The 22,253-nt window shown below is 36.6% G+C and carries 20 protein-coding genes and 3 tRNA genes; 14 read left to right on the top strand and 9 right to left on the bottom strand.

Features of this window, described 5'->3' with window-relative positions; genetic code table 11:
* The first annotated feature begins 249 nt into the window (after window positions 1-249).
* From ACRRVB_RS04260 to ACRRVB_RS04295, 8 genes are all read left to right on the top strand, one after another.
* Window positions 250-1,449, top strand: coding sequence for an ABC transporter permease (locus ACRRVB_RS04260; protein ID WP_432466733.1), 1,200 nt, complete (start codon window positions 250-252; stop codon window positions 1,447-1,449).
* A 740-nt stretch (window positions 1,450-2,189) separates the two neighbouring features.
* Window positions 2,190-3,686 carry a group II intron reverse transcriptase/maturase gene (gene ltrA, locus ACRRVB_RS04265; RefSeq protein WP_432466047.1) on the top strand — a complete coding sequence of 499 codons (1,497 nt, stop codon included), beginning with the start codon at window positions 2,190-2,192 and terminating at the stop codon, window positions 3,684-3,686.
* Window positions 3,687-3,853: 167 nt separating this feature from the next.
* Complete coding sequence (locus ACRRVB_RS04270; protein ID WP_432466734.1) at window positions 3,854-4,798, top strand: Rpn family recombination-promoting nuclease/putative transposase; 945 nt, start codon at window positions 3,854-3,856, stop codon at window positions 4,796-4,798.
* 18 nt (window positions 4,799-4,816) lie between these two features.
* A protein-coding gene (locus ACRRVB_RS04275) for an IS5 family transposase (protein WP_432466339.1) occupies window positions 4,817-5,580 on the top strand; the annotation gives its coding sequence in 2 pieces (ribosomal slippage) (window positions 4,817-5,189 and window positions 5,189-5,580; 765 coding nt in all).
* 228 nt (window positions 5,581-5,808) lie between these two features.
* Complete coding sequence (locus ACRRVB_RS04280; RefSeq protein WP_432466735.1) at window positions 5,809-7,119, top strand: UDP-N-acetylmuramoyl-tripeptide--D-alanyl-D-alanine ligase; 1,311 nt, start codon at window positions 5,809-5,811, stop codon at window positions 7,117-7,119.
* 111 nt (window positions 7,120-7,230) lie between these two features.
* Window positions 7,231-7,319: transfer RNA gene (locus ACRRVB_RS04285), tRNA-Ser, on the top strand.
* Between the two features lie 16 nt (window positions 7,320-7,335).
* Window positions 7,336-7,410: transfer RNA gene (locus ACRRVB_RS04290), tRNA-Pro, on the top strand.
* Window positions 7,411-7,526: 116 nt separating this feature from the next.
* Window positions 7,527-7,599 (top strand) — tRNA-Arg (locus ACRRVB_RS04295).
* Between the two features lie 665 nt (window positions 7,600-8,264).
* Here ACRRVB_RS04295 and ACRRVB_RS04300 read toward each other — a convergent pair.
* From ACRRVB_RS04300 to ACRRVB_RS04330, 7 genes are all read right to left on the bottom strand, one after another.
* Window positions 8,265-9,317, bottom strand: coding sequence for a lysylphosphatidylglycerol synthase transmembrane domain-containing protein (locus ACRRVB_RS04300; protein ID WP_432466736.1), 1,053 nt, complete (start codon window positions 9,315-9,317; stop codon window positions 8,265-8,267).
* Complete coding sequence (gene gatC, locus ACRRVB_RS04305) at window positions 9,318-9,644, bottom strand: Asp-tRNA(Asn)/Glu-tRNA(Gln) amidotransferase subunit GatC (RefSeq protein WP_432466737.1); 327 nt, start codon at window positions 9,642-9,644, stop codon at window positions 9,318-9,320. It lies immediately after the preceding gene.
* Between the two features lie 146 nt (window positions 9,645-9,790).
* Window positions 9,791-10,468, bottom strand: coding sequence for an ankyrin repeat domain-containing protein (locus ACRRVB_RS04310; RefSeq protein WP_432466738.1), 678 nt, complete (start codon window positions 10,466-10,468; stop codon window positions 9,791-9,793).
* 298 nt (window positions 10,469-10,766) lie between these two features.
* Window positions 10,767-11,726: an FKBP-type peptidyl-prolyl cis-trans isomerase gene (locus ACRRVB_RS04315; protein WP_432466739.1), complete on the bottom strand. Its 960-nt coding sequence runs from the start codon at window positions 11,724-11,726 to the stop codon at window positions 10,767-10,769.
* Between the two features lie 16 nt (window positions 11,727-11,742).
* The gene (locus tag ACRRVB_RS04320) at window positions 11,743-12,741 is read right to left on the bottom strand and encodes a DHH family phosphoesterase (RefSeq protein ID WP_432466740.1); all 999 of its coding nucleotides are present in this window, start codon (window positions 12,739-12,741) and stop codon (window positions 11,743-11,745) included.
* 188 nt (window positions 12,742-12,929) lie between these two features.
* A complete protein-coding gene (locus tag ACRRVB_RS04325; RefSeq protein WP_432466741.1) occupies window positions 12,930-14,705 on the bottom strand; it encodes a SurA N-terminal domain-containing protein in 1,776 nt (591 codons plus the stop codon).
* Between the two features lie 126 nt (window positions 14,706-14,831).
* A complete protein-coding gene (locus tag ACRRVB_RS04330) occupies window positions 14,832-15,305 on the bottom strand; it encodes a YcxB family protein (protein ID WP_432466742.1) in 474 nt (157 codons plus the stop codon).
* A 153-nt stretch (window positions 15,306-15,458) separates the two neighbouring features.
* Between ACRRVB_RS04330 and ACRRVB_RS04335 the strand changes: the two genes are divergently transcribed.
* On the top strand, window positions 15,459-16,862 hold the full coding sequence (locus ACRRVB_RS04335) for a sodium:proton antiporter (protein ID WP_432466743.1): 1,404 nt from the start codon (window positions 15,459-15,461) through the stop codon (window positions 16,860-16,862).
* Between the two features lie 43 nt (window positions 16,863-16,905).
* Window positions 16,906-17,655, top strand: coding sequence for a cell division protein FtsQ/DivIB (locus tag ACRRVB_RS04340; protein ID WP_432466744.1), 750 nt, complete (start codon window positions 16,906-16,908; stop codon window positions 17,653-17,655).
* 73 nt (window positions 17,656-17,728) lie between these two features.
* Here the strand turns inward: ACRRVB_RS04340 and ACRRVB_RS04345 are convergent, their stop codons facing one another.
* The gene (locus ACRRVB_RS04345) at window positions 17,729-18,046 is read right to left on the bottom strand and encodes a DUF167 domain-containing protein (protein ID WP_432466745.1); all 318 of its coding nucleotides are present in this window, start codon (window positions 18,044-18,046) and stop codon (window positions 17,729-17,731) included.
* Window positions 18,047-18,312: 266 nt separating this feature from the next.
* On the opposite strand from ACRRVB_RS04345, the gene ACRRVB_RS04350 reads away from it, so the two are divergent.
* Together ACRRVB_RS04350 and dnaA are read left to right on the top strand one after the other, a co-directional pair.
* Window positions 18,313-19,053 (top strand): Bax inhibitor-1/YccA family protein, encoded by a 741-nt coding sequence (locus ACRRVB_RS04350; protein ID WP_432466746.1) that lies wholly within the window; start codon window positions 18,313-18,315, stop codon window positions 19,051-19,053.
* A 347-nt stretch (window positions 19,054-19,400) separates the two neighbouring features.
* Window positions 19,401-20,792: a chromosomal replication initiator protein DnaA gene (gene dnaA, locus ACRRVB_RS04355; protein WP_432466747.1), complete on the top strand. Its 1,392-nt coding sequence runs from the start codon at window positions 19,401-19,403 to the stop codon at window positions 20,790-20,792.
* Window positions 20,793-20,816: 24 nt separating this feature from the next.
* Here the strand turns inward: dnaA and ACRRVB_RS04360 are convergent, their stop codons facing one another.
* A complete protein-coding gene (locus tag ACRRVB_RS04360; protein ID WP_432466748.1) occupies window positions 20,817-21,479 on the bottom strand; it encodes a uracil-DNA glycosylase in 663 nt (220 codons plus the stop codon).
* A gap of 166 nt (window positions 21,480-21,645) precedes the next feature.
* Here ACRRVB_RS04360 and rpsF point away from each other — a divergent pair, with 166 nt between their 5' ends.
* Together rpsF and rpsR are read left to right on the top strand one after the other, a co-directional pair.
* Window positions 21,646-21,996 carry a 30S ribosomal protein S6 gene (rpsF, locus tag ACRRVB_RS04365; RefSeq protein WP_432466749.1) on the top strand — a complete coding sequence of 117 codons (351 nt, stop codon included), beginning with the start codon at window positions 21,646-21,648 and terminating at the stop codon, window positions 21,994-21,996.
* Window positions 21,997-22,000: 4 nt separating this feature from the next.
* Complete coding sequence (rpsR, locus tag ACRRVB_RS04370) at window positions 22,001-22,252, top strand: 30S ribosomal protein S18 (protein ID WP_432466750.1); 252 nt, start codon at window positions 22,001-22,003, stop codon at window positions 22,250-22,252.
* Window position 22,253 lies beyond the last annotated feature (1 nt).

The raw sequence follows: 22,253 nt of genomic DNA on the forward strand, positions 1-22,253 counted from the left end.
GATAAAACCCATACGCAACATGTTATGGAATCTATAGCCTATAATTTATATAGAGCTCCAAATATCATTTTAAAGGGTTTTTAGGGGGATGGTATATCTAAAATATACAAAGATTAACTTGAAAATCACTAAATAACTAAATTTATGCATCCTTAACATAAAAACTACTAAAAATACAACTACAACCTTATCAAAAATTACAATAACTATCTATCGCAACGGTCTCATAATATAAATTATTGATTTTAGATGCAAATTTCTTTTTTTATTGCCAAACGTTATGTTAAAAAACAGGGCAAAATTACACTAATATATAGGCTATCTAGACTTGCTTGTTACAGCATGGTATTGGGTACGGCTATTTTATTACTCGTATTGGCTACCATGAACGGCATGCAAAAGTTATTATCTGCTTTATTTTATACCTATACACCTGTATTAAAAATAGAACACCAAACAAGAAAAACATTTTTATCTGATAAAGAGATAAAAAAACAAATTATGTATGTTCCTGGTGTAACCGATATAGTAGAAGTATTAGAAGTGACTGCACTGATCCGTTTGCTTGATCAGCAAGCTATTGTAACGATTAAAGGCGTCTCGAATAATTTTACCGTAAGTGATTTTTATAAAAATTGCAAACGTATGGATGGGGTTGCTTTTTTAACGAATGAGAGGCCTAAAGCTACGGCAGGTATAGGCGTTGCCCAATTTTTAAAATGGACTACGCACAACAATAAAGTAGAGGTTTTTTATCCAAAGCAGGATAGCCACCATCTCAATAAGCCCTATAAGCGTACCACTTTAGAGATAGATGGTCTCTTCTCTATAGCGCCTCCAATAGATGGCAAATATATCATTGCGCCTATTCGCTTCGTAGAAGGACTGACCAATGGTTTAAATAAACGTACCCATTGGGAGGTGGTCATACACCCTACAGCCGAGGTTCGTAACACGCAAATAAACATAGAAAAACTACTACCACATGGCTATAAAGCAACCAATCAAGCTGAGCAAAATGCAACACGACGTAGGGCTATTTTCATTGAACAGCTTTCCGTTTGCTTTATTTTTGCTTTGGTATTGCTTTTAGCTTCACTGCATATTTTCTTTATGCTGTGCATGTCCATATTACAAAAGCAAAAAGATATAGCAATACTGATTTCATTAGGCGCTACACCAGGAGATATAGGTAAAATTTTCTTATATAATGGGATGCTGGTAGCCTTAAAGGGTATTCTATACGGCCTTATGCTTGGTGGGGGATTAGGCTTTTTACAGCAAAAGTTTGGAATCGTTACTTTTACTACAGTAAGCCATAAAGTGGCTTACCCTGTAGCAATCCATGCGTTCGATTTCCTATACACCGCTATGCTAACTACTTTATTTAGTCTACTGGCTACCCTTTGGCCAGTCAAACGCGCCATGCAATTAGCAAAAAATCACTAGATGCCATCCCTACAGTCCAATAAACGGTTCTATCGCGTTTTCTGTCGTAAATAGGTATTAAGATTCTTTTACTATATGCTATAAAAAGTATGTATATTATAGCGTCTAATTATATTATATAAATTTGATTGGAAAGAAGTAGATAGAAAGTGTTTATGGAAAAAATTACGCCAAAAGTAGACCTAGCCTTCGTGTGACATGAGGTCATCAATTGAATTGTTTAGCGGATTTAACTCTGACTGAACCAAGTGTTTTGCCACTTGTACCCTACTAAACTACGTACCAGCAGTAATGCTTTACGTAAAGCGTTTAGGACAATGAATCCCACCCATTAGGGAGAAAGAAGAATCCGTGAGGAAGACAAGATACTGGTAGTGTCAATCGGTATGGGAGCTAGGGTGTGCGGTATGGATAGCAGACGCGAATGATTGTAAACATCGTAAGGTCGTAGCAAGCCAAAGACACTGATAGGCTTGAACCAAAAGGTGTATGACTAGGTTATCAGATTGAATGCTTCTGATACGCAAACGAAACAGTCATCGGTGTATAGATCAATCCTAACCCGCATTATTGTTTAATTGGTGGAACATGGAAAACCCGTATATCGTCTTTCAAGCAATGTTTTTCGGTGTGCGGGCATGGGATAGTGGAAAAAGCGAATGCTTGTTTGTAATGAATAAGATACAAGTTTAAACGTTACTTGGTTTGAAAAAGAGCCCACTTCCACTTGGTCATCTTGGATGAGAGCGTTTATAGAACCTTTGAAGAAAGGAAAGCAAATGATTACAAATAAAATTGTAAGTGCATCTTTCAATGAAATAACCAGTTGGCGTCAAATTAATTGGCAACAATGTGCTAAAAACATTAGAAGGCTACAAACTCGTATTGTTCAGGCAACACAATCGAAAAGATGGAATAAAGTAAAAGCTCTACAACACATCTTAACTCGTAGCTTTAGTGGTAAAGCTTTAGCAGTACAACGCGTTACAACCAACAGAGGGAAATGTACAGCTGGAGTAGATGGTCAGCTGTGGCAATCCTTAAGTTCAAAATGTGAAGCTATTACTGAATTAAAGCATATAGGTTATAGGCCTAAACCATTAAGGCGCATATATATTCCTAAATCAGATGGGAGTAGCAGGCCACTTGGCATACCAACCATGAAAGACAGAGCGATGCAAGCGTTACATCTCATGGGACTAGCACCAGTAGCAGAAACTACAGGTGATAACCACTCATATGGATTTAGAGTTGGTCGCTCTACGGCTGATGCTATGAGCCAAATATTTAAAACTTTGGCTGGAAAGAATCGTGCAGAATGGATTTTAGAAGTGGATGTCAGGAAGTGTTTTGATGAAATTGACCACAACTGGCTACTAAATAATATTCCTATGGAAACAAGGATATTAGAAAAGTGGTTAAAATCTGGTTATATTGAAAAACAAATGTTTTGCTCTACGAAATGGGGTACTCCACAAGGTGGTATCATATCCCCTACACTTGCTAATATGACGCTTGATGGAATAGAAGCTATTATATCGAAGCAATTTGGTAAGAAAGGAGACAAACCACGCAAGAAAAGTGGAGTCTACTTGATACGTTATGCAGATGACCTTGTAATCACAGGAAAATCTAAAGAAATATTAGAAATTCAAGTCTTACCGTTATTGAAGGAATTTTTAGAAACAAGAGGGTTAAATCTCGCATCTAAGAAAACAAAAATAACGCATGTAAGGTCTGGCTTTGATTTTCTCAGCCAAAATGTGCGTAAATATGGTGCAAGTATAATCATTAAACCATCTAAAGATGGTATTAAGAGGCTGCTGGATAGAGTGCGTCAGACAATCAAGAAAAACCAAGCGCAAACCCAAGGTTATCTGATAGATCTACTCAATCCCCTAATTAGAGGATGGGCATATTATCACCATAAAGTATGTGCAAGGAAAGTCTTTGAGAAGGTAGACCACGAAATTTTTAAAATGCTATGGAGATGGTCGAAAAGGAGGCATCCTAACAAAGGGCTTTATTGGATTAAAGAGAAATACTTTAAGACAAAAGGCACACGCAGTTGGTGTTTCTTATCCAAGACTATAAAAGAAGGTAAACTGGTAATTAAAGAATTATTTAATGCAACCAGCCTTCCGATTCGTAGACAGATAAAAATAAGAGCAGCAGCTAATCCATTTTGTAGGGAGTGGTTCGCTTACTTTAAAGAGCGTTATCCTAACGCTGAATAGTATATAGAGTTAATGATGGTAAATGAAATTAAAAATATTACATCAGAGCTAGTTGCCGGTGCTTATAGGAAGTACTTTAGATGGCTCGAGCTGAATGAACCGAAAGGTTCACGTTCAGTTCCACGAGGAGGGGTTTAGAATGTTATCAATCTTAATGTCATAATGTTATGTTAATTATACCATTCCGTAGCCCCTTACTCTACAAGAAAATATTTGGAGTAGAAGAAAATAAAGATCTATTGCTTGCGCTGATCAATGCTACGGTTTCCAAAGAAGATCAGGTAGTAGAGGTTACGCTATTAAATCCTTATAACCCAAAAAGTTTTAGAAGCGACAAACTCTCTATCCTAGATATTAAAGCCTTAAGTGAAACAGGAAAAAGGTTTAATATAGAAATTCAAATTACAGACGAAGCGGATTATGATAAACGTGCTTTATACTACTGGGCCAAGTTGTATACCGATCAATTAAAGGTTGCTCAGGACTATGCTACTTTAAATAAAGCAATAGGAATCCATATTCTTAATTTTGTATCTATAACAGATAATCCTAAGTATCATAATGTATTTCGTATCACAGAACAAGAGACTGGATTACCCTACTTTAGGGATTTAGAATTACACACTGTAGAGCTGACTAAGTTCAGTAAAGATCCAGAAGAAGATCTAAATAGTTTATTAAAGAAGATCAAAACTTCTTTAGACATTTGGACGGCCTTTCTTACCCGTCATGATTTACTCAACAAAGATAACTTACCAGAACCATTAGCCATCCATACACTGAAAAAAGCCTTGCATGTTTTAGATACGCTAAACTTCACTGATGAAGAGAGAATGGCGTATGAAGACCACTTGAAATGGTTGAGAATAGAAGCCAATACAATAGAAAAATATAGAAAAGAAGCAGAACAAAAAGGGAGACAAGAAGGAAGACAAGAAGGAAGACAAGAAGGCATCCGAATAGGTCAAGAAAAAGGTAAACTAGAGGGCGAAAAAGAAAAAGCCATTTCTATAGCTAGAGCTATGGTTAAAGATGGTTTCGAATTAGATAGTGTCGTCATGAAATATTTTGTATATTTGTTTTGTAGTTCATATTATATTTTTAGATCATAACATCAATTATATTTATAGATGTCTAAATGGATTCACCGTCATGATATTTCAGACAAAGTATGGTCTATTTTATCACCTCTACTTCCAGGTCAACAAGGAGGTTGGGGAGCTGTTGCCAAAGATAATAGACTGTTTATTAATGCAGTATTTTGGATTTTACGTACAGGATCTCCTTGGCGTGATCTTCCATCGAGCTATGGAGATTGGAAAAACACTCATCGTAGATTTTCTCGCTGGAGAGATAATGGTATATGGGAGAGGATCTTAGAAAAACTGATTAATAATACTGATTTTAAATGGCTTATGATTGATGCTACTTATATTAAAGTACATATACATGGAACGGGTGCAAAAGGAGGCAACCAATCTATGAGTCGAACAAAAGGGGGCTTAATACGAAGCTACATTTGGCCGTGGATGCGTCTGGTATGCCGATCAGAGCTATTATCACAGAAGGTACCAGAGCTGATTGTAGCCAATCTCCATATCTTATTGAGGGGATAACTCCAAAGCATTTGTTGGCAGACCGTGCCTATGATACCGATAAAATCATTAAATATACTATAGAAAAAGGTATTGTTCCTGTTATCCCTTCCAAGAAAAACAGAAAAACAAAACGTTATTTTGACAAGAATTTATATAAATTCCGACATCTTATTGAGAATATGTTTCTCAAAATTAAGCAATGGAGAGGAATCTCCACTAGGTATGCAAAGAACACAGCATCCTTCTTGGCAGCTGTCCAAATTAGATGTATCCATTTATGGGCTAACTTTTTATGACGACACTATCTAGAAAAGGTCATGCTATTTACTGGGTTATCTAAATCTGATATTCAAAAAATTAAATAGAATAGACAAACCTAAAATAATCGAATCTACAAAACAGGTAGCTACTTTTGATCATTTCCCTAAACCAATCGCCGGATCATACCCAAAATTTAAACAAAACAAAGATTTATATACAATAAACTTTAGATCCAAAAAAGCTATAATTTTATCTATCCATCTATGGTTGCTATAGAAACCCTTTATCAGAAATATCTAACAACGCGGTCTATCACCACAGACAGCCGCGATTTTGCACCAGGTGCACTTTTTTTTGCCATTCGGGGTCCTTCCTTTAATGGGAATGCTTTTGCTGCAGAAGCCTTAGCAAAAGGGGCTTCTTATGTAATTATAGATGATCCTGCCTATGCAAGGCCATCATCTGCTTATATCTTAGTTAAAGATAGTCTTGCTACACTTATTCAATTGGCTGGTTACCATAGGTCTCAATATGGTCCTCTTTTTCCAGTTATAGCCATAACGGGCTCTTACGGTAAAACGACTACCAAAGAGCTTATCTATCAGACCTTGCGGACCACTTACAGAACAGTAGCCACCAAAGGCAACTTAAATACACTTATTGGAGTCGCTTTAACGATTTTGTCCCTACAACAGGATACACAAATAGCAGTTATAGAAATGGGTGCTACCCAATTAGGAGATATTGCCTTGTGTTGCAACTTAGCACGACCTACACATGGTATGATTACGGCTATTGGCGCTGCGCATCTTGAAGGATTTGAGGATATCACAGGTGTTATCCAAGGCAAAGGAGAGTTATATAATTATCTATATACTACAGGTGGTACTGTTTTTTTGAACACCTTAATGGCTCTATTGCGTAGCATAAGCAAGCAATTTAGTCAACCCATTACCTACCCCCAACCCAGTGACTTTGCACCACTGGAGTTGGTTGGTGAAACGCCCTACCTGCATTGTAAAACCGCAGAAGGGAAAATTTTTTCCACCCATTTATTAGGGAAAGCCCATATACACAATATAGCAGCGGCGCTTTGTGTGGCCAAATACTTTAATATAGCTACTGCAACAGCCCACGCAGCCATTGAAGCTTATGTTCCTACCAATCAACGGATGCAATTAGTGATTAAAGGAAGCAATCAATTGATTATAGATAGCTACAATGCCAGTCCTGCTTCTGTTCAGGTCGCGCTTGATGCATTGGTGCAATTAAAGGTACAATACCGTATCGTTATATTAGGTGATATGGCTGATTTAGGCAATCAGACTACTGATTGGCATAACAAAATAGTTGAACAGCTTTGCCAACCCCATTATGATCGGGTACTGCTATGTGGTCCTTTTTTAACCCTTGCAGCCCACCAACGACCCCATGCAAAAATATACTGTTTTACCAATAAAAAAACATTAGCCGACTATTTAGATAGACATACCTTTCAGCATAGTGGTATTTTATTAAAAGCAGCCCATAATCTAGCCATGCATACATTGGCAGAACGATTCAAAGAGCCATAGACCAGTTAAAATTAATTTTATATCCAATTTAGTCTGTTTTTTATAAATTATATGCACGTTTTTAGTATAATTTCAGTAAATTTACTTAGCTTAATAGGTAAAGCGCTATAGGGATAGGTGGGTGAGTGGCTTAAACCAGCAGTTTGCTAAACTGCGGTATGGATTATTCTGTACCGGGGGTTCGAATCCCCCCCTATCCGCTTTTTATTGTAGATTCGGGGCGTAGCGTAGTTCGGTTATCGCGTCTGCTTTGGGAGCAGAAGGTCGCAGGTTCGAATCCTGCCGCTCCGACTGATAAGTTGATAGCCAAATATCAACTAACTTTATTTAACTTCTTTTGCACTTAGCTTCTATCTCTTTAGTAGCGCAAGCTTGCCAAATAACTAAAACTAAATAAAATCATTTTAGGTTCCGTAGCTCAATGGATAGAGCAACTGCCTTCTAAGCAGTAGGTTGAAGGTTCGAGTCCTTCCGGGACCACTGGTTTGTACAGCAGGGGCTTTATCGCGTCTGTGGTTGATTTTATATAGGGTTCTCCCTTATACCCAATTTTAGGTATTATGCGACCATAAGTTTAACAAAGTGCTCAAAAGTAGATACCTGTTTTTAGATCCGATTATTTGTTTTTTTGAAAGATATAAATGTTTTTTATTACTGAAATGGCCATGCTAACAGGATAGACAGGATTAAATTCTATGCACGGGGTTGATCTATTTTTTAATAAAAATTTATTTTAATAAATCAGGATGCTAGATCATTGAATGAGTCAAGCATCATTATAAAACTTAATAACTTCTCATCTTCTTTGTTTTTATTATTTACATCTGTTTCTATTTCTGTTTTATCATTTTTAGAAGAATCATTTTTTTAATTCAACTTACTAGAATGAACAACTGGCTTACTTTTCGTGTTGCTGGTACAATCCATAGCTACACATGTTAATAATAACATAGGATAATATAATTTTTCATATTTTGAAATTGTTTTTTACATATCTAAATTCCATATTAGGTCACTTTTAGATTATATAAAACTAGAATAACCATATTGAAGCAATAGCAAACATTATCACTAAGCTTTAAACCTAAAGATTAATTTCATACATCCTTTAAAAGAAAAGCAACAAAACCAATGTACTAAAATCACTAAGATACTTTCATTTTAAACCTTTTTTGAAGCCACTTAGGTAGCAAAATGGCTCCTAAAATCAAGTAAATATAAAAAGTAGTGATACGCCATAGCAGCACAATTAGTAAGGTATAGTCTCCTAGCATAGGTTCAAAAAATTGCTGAAACAAAAGTTCAGCAATGCCACTGCCACCTGGTAAAGCAGGCACCAACATCAATGTCCACATGACTACTTGTTTGCCCAAAATAGCCAGGTGTTGGCCAAAAGAAGTAGGACAATAGGCAGCAATTAAACAATTCATTAAAATATACCGAACTGTCCAAATTAAAAAGGTGCAAAGCAACATCTTACACCAAAAAAGAAGGCTTTTCCCTCTAAATTCATGTGAAGTCACTATAATATCTTTACTAAGCTGATAGGCCGATCGACGCCATCGCTTTAGGAAAGCGATACTGGTCACATAGATTAAAATCCACTTTAATAACTTGGGGTTTACAAAGACACCAATGGCCATTACCAAATTATACAGGAAGAAAAAAATATAAATAATAATAAAAAAGTGCTTGATGCTACTACAGAATGATCCTGCCATAGCAAAAATGGGATCATATATTCCCGCCAAACCAAATGAACCTGCTAAAAGAAAGCAAAAATTATCCATCATCCCCAGCACTACAATATAGGCCATAGATCTACCCAGTGATAATCCTTCTTTAGATAGAAGAAAAATAGCCACTAATCCTCCCCCTACCACAGATGGAGTTACAGCAGTCCCAAACTCCCAAAGAATAGCTACATAAAAACAACTGGTCCAACGCAAGCTACGATTGCTTAAGACACGTAATCTATATATATGACCAACTTCTCGTAACAGAATAGCCAAAAAAGCCATATATAGATACTTCCAATTAGGGTCACACAATAATGTAACTATTTCACTCGAAATTTTACCAGATCTATAAAATAGAAATAGGGTAACAGCTAGTCCACCCAATATGGGAAGCCATACTTTTTTAACATTTAATGTTTTAGGTGGATCTTGTGCATCCATCTGGGTCTGATTGTTCATTTAAGTTGATTCAGATAATTCTACAGAAGCCGTTATGCCTTTTACAGAGGGTACCCTGAAATAATTTGAATCACTACTGGGCGCAAGCGCTAAGGCTTCTGCATGGGAAAGTGAATTCGATACCACATCTGAACGGAGGCTACTAGATTCTAGTTTAGAAGGTTTTTCTCCCAGCATAACATTATTGTCTACATCTAGCTCATCTAATTGTTCTACCCAATCTACCATTGCATTTAAGTCATGGAGCATTTTCTTCCGCTCATGTGGCAGCAATTCAAGCCGACAAAGATAGGCCAATTTATTTAAAAGGTCGTCATCAATGATCATATGTACTTTACATAAAAAGTTTAATAAATAGTAAAACCCGTTTATAAATCAAATAAAAAAATAGTGATACGATATTGTATGGGGAACTATACCACAACAATAGATGGATACCATGTGCATGTTACATCGATTCGAGGCTATACTATTTATCTGTGTAATAACAATTGAACCACGACATCATTCTGTTTAGCAACATCCAATGGAATCTGATTCTTTTTATCTTTTTGATTCGGATCCGCACCTGCGGCTAAAAGCGTTTGGACTATTTCTTTATTTCCCTTCTCTACTGCGTAATACAATGAAGTACAGCCATCGTTATCCGGTTGATTGGGATTGGCACCTTTACCTAAAAGCGTTTGGACTATTTCTTTATTTCCCTTCTCTACTGCGTAATGCAATGGAGCACAACCATTATTATCCGGTTGATTGGGATCGAATCCTAATGACAATAAGTAGGCAACCATTTCATTACTATTTTTATCACCTTTACACCCAGCAGCCCAGTATAACAAAGTTTCACCATATTGGCATGGGATAGGTTCTATTTTCAGATCTATTACGCGTTCAATCAATGCTTTCATAGGAAGTATATGATTCTGCTTGTATGCCCAATCTAAAGGGGTACAATCATTTTTGTCTAAGGCATCTACCTTTGCACCTTTCTCAAGCAACTGTCTGGTAATAAGACCATCTTCATCGCAATAACCAGCCCAATGTAACACAGTATTGCCATATCGATCTTTAATATTAGGATCTGCACCTCCATCCAAACAGCCACATACTTTTTCAAATTCACCTTTTTTGACGGCTACCATTAAAGGCATTAACTCCAATGATGCGGCAGGTTTCTGGTGGCAGTTGCTGGCTATCAAGTATTCGAAAATTATAATACATAAAGCTAGATATTGCATATAGTAGACCAATAACAGATGGATGAGTAGACGAAAAATAGTCCAATAGATCGACTTATAGATCTACTGGATATTTCTATACACACGCAAATAAAATAGCTAATACACACTCGAAAGTGAATAACAAGCCAGATCTATTAGCCAATTGTCCATGCAACGTAACAAACGTGCGCCTACCATGTAGGATCTGAATAAGTTGCCACGCATGAATCTAGCAAAGATCTACCACTTCTACTTCAAATAATAGAATTGCATTTTCAGGAATGGCACCTTTTACACCGTCATGGCCATAGGCTAAAATAGATGGTATAAACAAACGTGCTTTTTCATGCTTTTTGAGCAATAATAGACCTTCTTCCCATCCTTGAATAACACGACCTTCACCTACTCGAAATTCCAATGGTTGATAGCCCCTGTGTGGATTATAAAGGTTATTGGCTTTGGCAACTTCCTCTACACTGGTATCAAAAATAGTACCATCTAATAGTCTACCGGTATAATGGACTTTAATGGTTTGACCCTTTACTACAGGCGTACCTTGAGAAGGTTGATCAATTGTATAAAAAAGACCAGAATCAGTTGAAGAAGCTTGAATATGATGGGTAGTTAAATAATCTATAATAAGCTGCTTGTCTTTGGCTAATTGCGCACTACGACATTTGGCCAACATTTGGCTATACTCTTCATGGTTCATAACTTTATCTAATTTAATATCAACTAATAATGTATCTTCTTGGTTTAATTTATATTGCTTTAAAAGTTGCGCCAAACGGGCTGGATTTTCCTCGTCTAAATAGTATTGAGGGGTACATTTAAAAACCATTCGCTGCTTTTCTTGCATCATACCCATCATCTCAGCTATTTTTTTATTTTTTAAGTGAAAATCATTATTAAATGGGAATATGTATTTTTGTTGATTGATCCATATGCTTTCCTTATGATTGTCCCCGTTTGCTTCTTTTTTATGAATGACTTTAATAGTAATAAAGCCTTGAATCCACTGGCCATCTTGTACCTTTTTTCCACTACTTTTCTTCCCTATGGTTTTATAAGAAAGACCCGATGGCGTGGTTACAAAAGGATAGCCATAGCAATGGTATTGATGATTGTAACAGATTAACCCCAAGGATAGTACCAATGTGATCGAGGTACATACTATTTTGCGTTTCATATAATTGTATCAATAATTAAAGGCAAAACTCTTGCAATATTTTTTCAAAACGATCTACCGTTTCAACTAAACTCAAATGAGAAACGCCTCCTGCAGCATTTTTATGTCCTCCACCATTAAAATATTTTTTAGCAATTAGGTTGGCTGGCAAATCACCAACAGAACGAAGGGAAAGATATACCGTGTCATCCTTTTCCTTTAAAACGGCAGCCAAAGATATGTCTTTTAGAGAAAGCGCATAATCTACCAATCCTTCCGTATCACCACTCTTTAAGTCGTATCTTTTATAATCTTCTTTTTGAATAACAAAATAAGCTACATGTAACGGAGATAGGACAACCAACCGTTGACTAACTGCAAAGCTAAAAAAATGCAACCTACTCAGAGACTTATTGTCATAAATAAGTCGTTGGACATTAAAGGTGTCTACACCATATTCTATCAAATCTGCTGCAATACGATGGGTAATAGCCCTAGTATTTGGATTTTTAAAAGAGTTGGTATCGGTAACCAGACCAGCATACAAGCAAGTGGCAATAGCAGGGGTTATCTTTTCTTTCTGTTCCAATCCTTCAAAAATTTGAAACAGTACTTCTGCACTGGCCGCTGCTTGGGGATCCCATAATAAAAGATCTGCAAAGTTTTCTGGTTCTATATGGTGGTCAATAATAATCTTAAATACATCAGATTGCTTCAATAAATATACCCATTCATCTAAACGACTAAGGGCAGAAAAATCTACACAAAATAGTAGATCTATGTCCTGCATTTGGGCCAACAAGGCGTCCTGCGTATAATGGGCTGCTACTATCACCGTATCTACACCCGGAAGCCAAGATAGAAAAGCAGGATATTCGGTTGGCGCAATTACATGAACAGAATGACCTTGTTCCCTTAGAAATAAAGCCAAAGCCAAGGAGGTACCTAGTGCATCTGCATCAGGCCTAGCATGCATCAGCACGCCAACTTGCTTAGGATTAGCCAATTGTTCTTTTAAAATAGATGTATCATACATATAACAAGCAATCTAATAAAAATTTGTGGTATAGAAAAACTAATTTGATTGTAAAAATAATTATTGAAACCGTGATGGATACAACGCTACACACTGCTTGTTTTATTATATCAAAGCTATGGATAAAAGATTAATCTATTGCTGTCTGAGAAAGGATACAAATGGTTCAATAATGTATAATCATTAGATTACTCTAATCTATACCTTTCATCCTTAATTTGTGCCAATTCTTCCATAGCTTTAACAAAATAATAAGGCTGCATCCATTGCTCTATCTGGTACGTTTTTTGATTATACTTTTCTTGGGCAGCTGCTTCCTGATCTCTATGCTTTACACAGGCAATAAAGATCCCTGTCTCATCCACAATTGGATCACTGATCACATTTAAGGCTAAGCCAAAACATTTTCCTACAAAAGCTTGGGCTTGCTTAAAATGAGGGAGATTATTTTCCAAAAAGCGCAATCGATCTACCGACTGTACGGCTATACCCTCGCCATATGCTTCTGCTATACCTTCTAACGTAAGCCCATCCACTTGCTTTAGTTTATTCAAAATCAATTTGGCTTTTTCCTGATGCAGCACTTTTTGATAAACTTTGTGGCGAACTGAATCCAAAGGAAGTAAGTCCCCTACCTTAACTTGGTCCACCATCGCGCCCAATAGATAGACATCTCCCAAATCAAAAAGGGGAGAAACCTTTCCTACAACCGCCTTATTGTACAACCAACAAACCACCTTTCGAGCAGCTGCATGGATACCAACCGTATAATCTGATGGGACTACTGTCTCTTTTTCAATGGTTAAATGGTTATTAGCAGCTAATTTTTCCAAATCAACCAAATTTTTAACTTGATCAGCAAGATGGGCTACCTGCTTAAAATGGGTATTACGGGTATGGTCACTGATTATTGGTTTTTTCTCAATGACCGCTATTTCATAATGGCCTTTCTCTTCTTTTACCAACTTATACAGGGTATAGAAAGCATTATTGACAACGGGTCCCACTACCATGCCCTCTTTTAGGGTATGCCTTATGGTGGTAAAGGCATCGGGTAATCCATCAGCTGTACAGCTCAAACTAGTATCGGTAACATGGCCATCTGTTTGCTGTTTAGCAAAAGTATAGGGATCCGTTGTAGTGGAAAATTGCACTGTAAGTGAACTAAGTTCTTTGTGAAATTCAGAAATGTCTTTTTCATTTGGCTGAATAGGAAAAGCAATATACTGGATGGTTCTGCTTTCTGATGCAGCAGTATAATCGTTTTTATGGGCAGCCATATAGTCGCGTAATTGCTGATTGGTAATAGGAATCAAATCATCTTGCACCAAAGTAAAAGGAATGTGCAAATAATCTACATCACAAAATAGGCCAGCACGTCGTGCAGCTTGCGCTTCTTCTAATTCAGTAACCAAACAACTGTGTACCATAAGCTGGTCTAACTTATGTTTGGCTCTTTTTAGGGCAAACTTTTTTTCAACCTCACACCACCATGCTTGTTGACTTGTAGATAAGTTACGTAGATAGTTCAATAATTTTTTCTTATCGAATGCAGCTGTTTCAGGATTTTTAAAAGCGTTTATAAGCTCTAGATCAATATGTTCACCCTGTACCAAATCGACTAGTTCACAGTCACCTACCACAATCCCAGCTTGATTTATTTCCTTTGTATAGAGCATATCTTGAACCAACTGATGCCATACTTCATTTTTTAAACGAATTTGCTCTTCTTGAGTTGGCCGCTTACCTCTACTGACCAGATTATGACAAACCTCTTCATAAATCTTACAGTAATCCATATAACTGATTTTATTCCCAAATAGCCTACCAATTTGATCTTTACCACTTAAACAATAGGGGAGAAAATGGGTGAGCTGACTACCCAAAAACAGAATCAATAAAAAGAAGATAACTATAACGACAAAACGATTGCCCGTCTTTCTAATTTTTTTAAGAATGGCCATCTATATAAATGATTTAATTTAAATGCTTTGCTGCACAAACTATAGCTAAGAACCATGCAAATTTACCGCCTAATAAAATAGGATCAAAATAGAACATGATAGAACATTTCATTATTCATGGACAAATTACCTTAATAGCCCTTTTCGTTGCAATACAGTGGTCAAAAATTTGATCTCATTATCTCCATGAAAAATTTTAAATGGAAGATAAAAAAACTGAACTTTAGATAATACCAATAGAAAATACCCCTTTTTTTTATAAGCCTTTGTAATGTCCATCCATGCTATAGGCATTCCTTGTTTTGAATTGATCTGCATCATCAGATGTTGGTTATTGATTTCATAGGCTATGCGTTCAAACATAGCACGATTGGCATCCAAGTGTGTAAGTCCATAAAATTGAATCACCCAAAAAATTAAGTACCCCATAAAAAATAGCAGTCCAACCAACACAAACCAGATCGTCTTTATAAAAAAGGTACTACTCATAAAAAGAACAAGCAGCGGAAAAATCCACCATTGCATGCGTAAAATATTTTGCATTCCTAATTTTATATAAAGGCTACTAGCCATTTTATACTTTTTTGTCTTGACAATCATAATTTTCAAATAAAAACTACTACCCTACAGGTTGCATAGCCGATCCAGCTAAACGATTTAAAATATGTCGTGAATATAATGATTTTAGCTATAACTTAAGTATATTGCCTGGGCTTAGTTGTTACAGTAGGATGACCATAAAATTCAAAATATATGTTTGCTACATTATCATTATCAGTCCATAACACTTCCGTTGCTACTTTAGCCATCCACCAGGGTAGTGGTGCAGGGAGTCACCTAATAACGCCTCCATTTTGGTTGGCTATACCTTTTATCGTTTTATTATTGATGATTGCTACAGGACCAGTTTTTTTTGCCAATTTTTGGCATAAAAACTACCCAAAGGTAGCCATATTGTTGGCTACGTTCGTTATGGCTTACTATTGTATAGTGTTAGACAACAAAATTAAACCTGTAGAAGCAGCAGCGGAATATATACAATTTATGGCACTGATTACTGCTTTATATGTTGCAACTGGGGGTATTGCCATTGAAGTAAATGCCCGTGCTACCCCACTGGCCAATATAGGTTTACTCTTTATGGGCGCCTTATTGGCTAATTTAATCGGTACAACAGGAGCGTCTATGCTTTTTATACGTCCTTATCTAGGATTAAATAAAGGACGTATTAAGGCCTATCATATTATCTTTTTTATCTTTATAGTTAGCAATATAGGGGGTGCATTAACGCCTATTGGGGACCCTCCTTTATTTCTAGGTTTTTTAAAAGGAGTACCATTCAAATGGACTGTAATACACCATAGTTTACCTTGGTTAGCAGCTCTGTTGATGCTATTATCCATCTTTTACTTTTTTGATAAAAACAATAAAGTAGCAGTAGATTGTAACGTATGTCCTACAACTTTATCTATTGCAGGCAGTAAAAATCTAATTTGGTTAACCATGGCTATTGGTGCGGTTTTTTTAGATCCAACCATTTTTGCTTGGTTGCCTACCATTGACTACCATGGCCATTCTATTTCATTTGTACGTGAGTTGATCATGCTAACGATAGCCGCACTTGCATACCATACTGCAAACAGACAAACCTTGCAATTGAATGGATTTAGTTTCACCCCTTTAAATGAGGTCTGCTTAATTTTTATAGGTATTTTTGGCACTATGATTCCAGCACTTGAATTAATTGGGAAGTTTGCTGCATCTGAAATGGGAAAAGCATTGATTACACCCAATACTTTATATTGGGGAACAGGGCTTTTTTCTTCCGTATTGGATAACGCGCCTACCTACTTAAATTTTGTAGCAGCTAGCATGGCGGCACAAGGTGCTAATATTGAACTTATAACTCATGTACAAGCATATGCAGCAGGTGGGATCTACCCCAATTCAGTGATTGGACTTAAAGCGATTTCTTTAGCTTCCGTTTTTTTTGGCGCCATGACTTATATTGGCAATGGCCCCAACTTTATGGTTAAATCTATTGCTGAACAAGCAGGTATCTCTATGCCTGCTTTTGGCCACTATATCTTCCGATTTTCTATGCCTATTTTGCTGCCTGTACTTTTTATAATTTGGCTACTTTTCTTGGCACCCTAAAAGGATACAAATCAATCTAAGCGCATAGCTCTACATTATCTACATGAATCAAATAGTAAACAGAGTAGCTGCTTTGTTTCTAACGATTGGCCTATGGTTGTCTCTACTGTTTGCGAAAGAAAAACATACTAATTTGGTATGCAAGGATATAGCAATATCGATCAAGGCTTATCCAGGCCAATCCCTTATAACGGTCCAAGAAATCCTTGATCTTTTAGAGGCAACACATCCAGTCGCTTTACAAAAGACACACCTCAAAAAGATCGACACTTATGCCATACAAGATCAATTGAAAAGACATCCACTTATAAAAAGTGTATTGGTGTATAAAACTTGGAGCGGTGTTTTAACAATCTCCTTAACAACCAAATACTTTATTGCACGTACCATTAACTTAATGGAGCCAAATGGTACAGACGCTTATGTAGATGAAAAGGGTGACTTGATCGCACTAAAAGGTCTACCATGTCTCCGACTGCTTGTTATAACTGGTAAAAACATAGCTACAGCAAAAAGAAAACTTGCTGATAAGGGATTATTGGCACTCCTACACTACATACATAGCGATCCTTTTTGGCGAAGACAGATGACAAGCTTAGAAGTAGAAGATAACGGTAAAATTATACTCGGCACCCAAATAGGTGGACATCAAATAGAATTTGGGAAAGTAGAAAACATAGAAGAAAAGTTTGAGAAACTCCGGCTTTTCTATAGCCAAGTTATGCCTTATAAAGGGTGGAACGCATACCATCGTGTAAATTTAGAATTTAAAAACCAACTAGTTTGTCAATAATGTAAGGCTTTTCGAGCTTTTTTTGATGAGGTAGCAACAAGATGCAACAAGCAAATTAAAAAAACGAACACGATTAAAACAACTTACCCAACGGAGGAGGGAATGGTGGTAGCTTCTCAGCCAATAACGCAGACCATGGTGCGATCTTAAAGATTTTATGGCGTGCAGTAGCACCACGTACTAAGGTAATATGGCTTTTGGCAATACCAAAGATTTGGGCCAATAGTGCAATAATCGCTTTATTGGCTTTACCCCCTTCAGGAGGGGCCATAATCCGAAGGTGTAATATATATTTTTCGCCCTCTCCTACCCAACCTTCAATTTTATCTTGATGGCTTTTAGGTCTTGCATAGACAGGTAAAAAATATAAGGATGGATCTGATAAGGTCATTTGGGTTTCTATTTATGGGATCGGATCGTTATAGGACGATTCCTTTATGTGCTTCTCGATTAAAATAAACACTATGCATGAAAAGATATGTATCTTTAGAATTTAAATTTGCTGTATGCATTGGATAAATCCAATGGTGCATCACCTGAGCAAAGGTTGCGTTTACCCTAAACCATGAAAGACAGCATTGGATCGTACGCTATTATTTTCTAAATTTATACCGGTGGCCTATTGGCCAACTATTAAAATAGTAAGCTTTAAAGAAAATGAATAATTATATAAACAATCATACAAGCAACAGGTATGCCATAGATGATGGATTACAGCGCTATATGGTTAAAGTATATGCGCATATGGCTTTTGGGCTCTTTATTACCGCCATTGCAGCAGCCGTAACGTATCATTCTCCACCTTTAATCCGTTTACTTTTTGCATTCGATCAGTTCGGGAACATGCTAGACTTTACTTTTTTTGGTTCTGTGGTGCTATTTTCGCCAGTGTTGATTGTCATATATGTACGGTACAAGCTTTCCAGAATAACATTTTCCCACGCTCGTTACCTTTTAGTATTGTATGCGGCACTTTGGGGTGTTTCATTATCTGGACTAATGTTTATTTACACGATTGATTCTTTACATACAGTTTTTTTAGTAACGGCTTGCACCTTTAGTGCCATGAGTATCTATGGCTACACCACCAAACGTGATTTAACTGCTTTGGGCTCTTTTTGTAGGATGGCCCTTTTTGGACTTATTATAAGTGCCCTAGTAAATTTCTTTTTACAGAGTGGTGCAGTTTACTTTCTAACAAGTTTTATAGGAGTAGTGGTTTTCATTGGTTTTGTAGCATACGACACCCAAAAATTAAAAAAACTATACTATGAGGTACAAGACACAGCCTTAGCAAAAAAAGTTGCACTAATCGGTGCGCTTCACCTATATCTCGATTTTATAAATATTTTTCTACATTTGCTACAACTTTGGGGAAAACGAAAAGGAAGAAATTAACATATGCGAAGGAGCTATTCTGGTAAGATACATTATCCCACATTCAGGTTTATAAGCTAAATATTTCTATAAATTGGTATGGCATATTGGCTATCCATATCAATTGTCTATTTGGGACCCCTTCCAAGGTCATTTTTATAAGCTAATTGTTGCTTTTTTAAGTCAAGACAATGCAAATTAATAAAATATATAATTGGTAAATTTTATTTTAAAAACCAGCTCGACTTAATATAAGCCAAAATATTCTTCAACTGTAAAGCGCACTACAAAGCTGGTACCCATTTATGGTTTTCAAAGCAATAGGACTATAATATAGCAACAGGTTTTTTAAATAGCTGAAGTTATTCATGCATATCGATAGCAAGATTATTTGGGATAAATGCCTTCTATACATTCAAGGTCAAATCAGTGCACAAACCTATAAAACTTGGTTTAGTCCTATTATAGCCAAAGATTTCAAAGATGGTGTCTTGACCATTCAAGTACCTAGTCAATTTTTTTATGAATGGCTAGAAGAACACCATTTACCATTGCTAAAGCAAGCAGTACGGCAAGAAATAGGTCCTCATGGCAAACTAGCCTATGCAGTTGTGATAGACAAAGGCAATAAAAAACAGAAGCCGTTGATGGTCCACTTGCCTACCTATCCAGGCCCCACACCAAAATCGACCATTCCACAGCTACCTACCATTTCAGAAAATGAAATTTTTCGATTAAATCCCAATTATATTTTTAATAACCTCATAGAAGGAAGTTGCAACCAGCTAGCCAAATCTGCTGCACAAGCCGTTTCAAAGCAACCAGGAGGAACCGCTTTTAATCCATTGACGCTTTACGGAGGTATAGGATTAGGGAAAACGCATATTGCTCAAGCAATTGGAAATGAGGTTAAAACATTTTTCCCAGATAAAAAAGTAGCCTATGTTTCCTCAGAAAAATTTACCACACAATTTATAGAAGCGCTGCGCAACAACTACGTTCAAGCTTTTACAGGGCAATATCTAACAGTAGATTTACTTATTTTAGATGATATACAATTTTTAGCGGGTAAAGAAAAAACACAAGAAATCTTCTTTCATATTTTTAATCATCTACATCAACTAAAAAAACAAATTATCATTACAAGTGACTGCCCACCTCGTGATTTAAAAGGATTACAAGAACGGCTGCTTTCCCGATTCAAATGGGGTTTAACGGCAGATGTACAGTGTCCTGATTTTGAAACCCGCGTGGCCATTATCCATAGTAAAATGGAAGCCGACGGCATTACCCTTTCCTCAGATTTAATCGATTACATTGCCAGGCATGTGGATACCAATGTAAGAGAATTAGAAGGCGTACTTATTTCGCTTATTGCACATGCTTCATTGACCAAACGCGATATGAACGTAGCTTTGGCACAACAAGTTTTAAAGGATATTGTAGCACAACAGCCTACTGCCGAAACGACTATTGAAGCCATACAACAGCAGGTAGTAGCCCACTATGCGATTTCTTTAGATGTACTTAAAGGTAAATCTCGTAAAAAAGAGCTTGTAATGGCTCGACAAACTGCCATGCATCTGATCAAAAAATATACCACACACTCTTTAAAAACTATAGGCGCCTACTTTGGTGGAAGGGATCATACAACGGTGATACATGCGGTAGGAGTCATAAATGACCTATTGGATAAAGACACGCAATATGCCCAGTTGTATGGATCACTTGAAAATAAAATCAAAGCAACATTAAAATAAAAAGGTATGTACTAGGCTAGTCTATTACCAAACAATAGGCGTCTGGCCTGTGGCCAATAGATAGCTATTTGTCTTGCTAAAATGTCTATTTTGAAAAAATCCCCTATGGGCAGATAGTGGAGAAGGATGTGCCGATTTTAGTACTAAGTGTTGTTGCCCATCAATCAAGCTGCCCTTTTGTTGGGCATAACTTCCCCATAATATGAAAACTACATGCTTCTTACGTTCTGAAATAGATTGTATCACTGCATCGGTAAAAAGCTCCCAGCCTTTTTTTTGATGAGAGCCTGCCTTGTGTGCTTCCACCGTTAAAATTGCATTCAATAACAATACGCCTTGTTTGGCCCAATCATCCAATGAGCCAGATGTTCGCTTTGGACTACCCATATCTGCTTGCAGTTCTGCAAAAATATTCTGTAGCGAGGGGGGAAAAGAAATGGATGAAGGAACGGAAAAAGACAACCCATCTGCCTGCCCTGGACCATGATAAGGATCTTGCCCTAAAAGCACCACCTTAGTATGGGTAAAAGGTGAGAGTTCAAAAGCCCTAAATAGGTTTTTAGCTGCTGGATAGATGATACCATTTTGGTAAGCCGCCCTCACGTAATCGGTCAATTTTTTAAAATAGGGTTTTTCAAACTCTGTAGTAAGTTCATTTTTCCAGGATGATTCTATTCGTATATTCATACTTGCAAGTCTTAAGTGAAAAAGATAAGCTTGTAAAGCTTTAACATGCATAGCGTAGGCTACAAAATACAATTTATTCTAAAAATAAACTTGATTTTATCATTTTTTTTTCACAATTTTGTTTGTGTTGTCCACTATTTAAAGATTGGGAATTATTTAATATAACATGAGACATTACGAAACAGTATTTATACTATCACCAGTACTTTCTAGCGATCAAATAAAGGCATCTATAGATAAATATAGATCTTTCTTAGTGAAGGGTAATGCAACAATAGCACATGAAGAAGAGATAGGTTTAAAACCTTTGGCTTACCAAATCAAGCATAAAAAAAATGGGGTCTATCATTTGATAGAATTTGTAAGTGAACCTAGTCTGATTAAGGAGTTAGAAGTTACTTATGCACGAGATGAGACCGTATTGCGTTTTTTAACATTTGCTTTAGACAAGCATGCATTAGCGCATAACATGGAAAGAAGATCAAATGGAAAAAAAGAATCTAAGAAAGAACTATAGCCCTATGACTTTAGTAAACGAATCAATACAAAAAAAAACAATCACTAAAAAATTTTGTCGCTTCAAGCGGTACGGTATTAAGTATGTAGATTATAAATGCGTTGACTTTTTAATGAAGTTCCTCAATGAACAAGGCAAAATATTACCTAGGCGAATTAGTGGCAATAGTTTAAAATACCAAAAAAAAGTAGCTCGTGCAGTAAAGCGTGCCAGGCAACTTGCTTTGCTTCCTTATGTAGCGGACAATTTAAAGTAAA

The sequence above is a fragment of the Candidatus Cardinium hertigii genome, assembly GCF_050864855.1.
In the GTDB taxonomy this organism is placed as follows: Bacteria; Bacteroidota; Bacteroidia; order Cytophagales; family Amoebophilaceae; genus Cardinium; species Cardinium hertigii_C.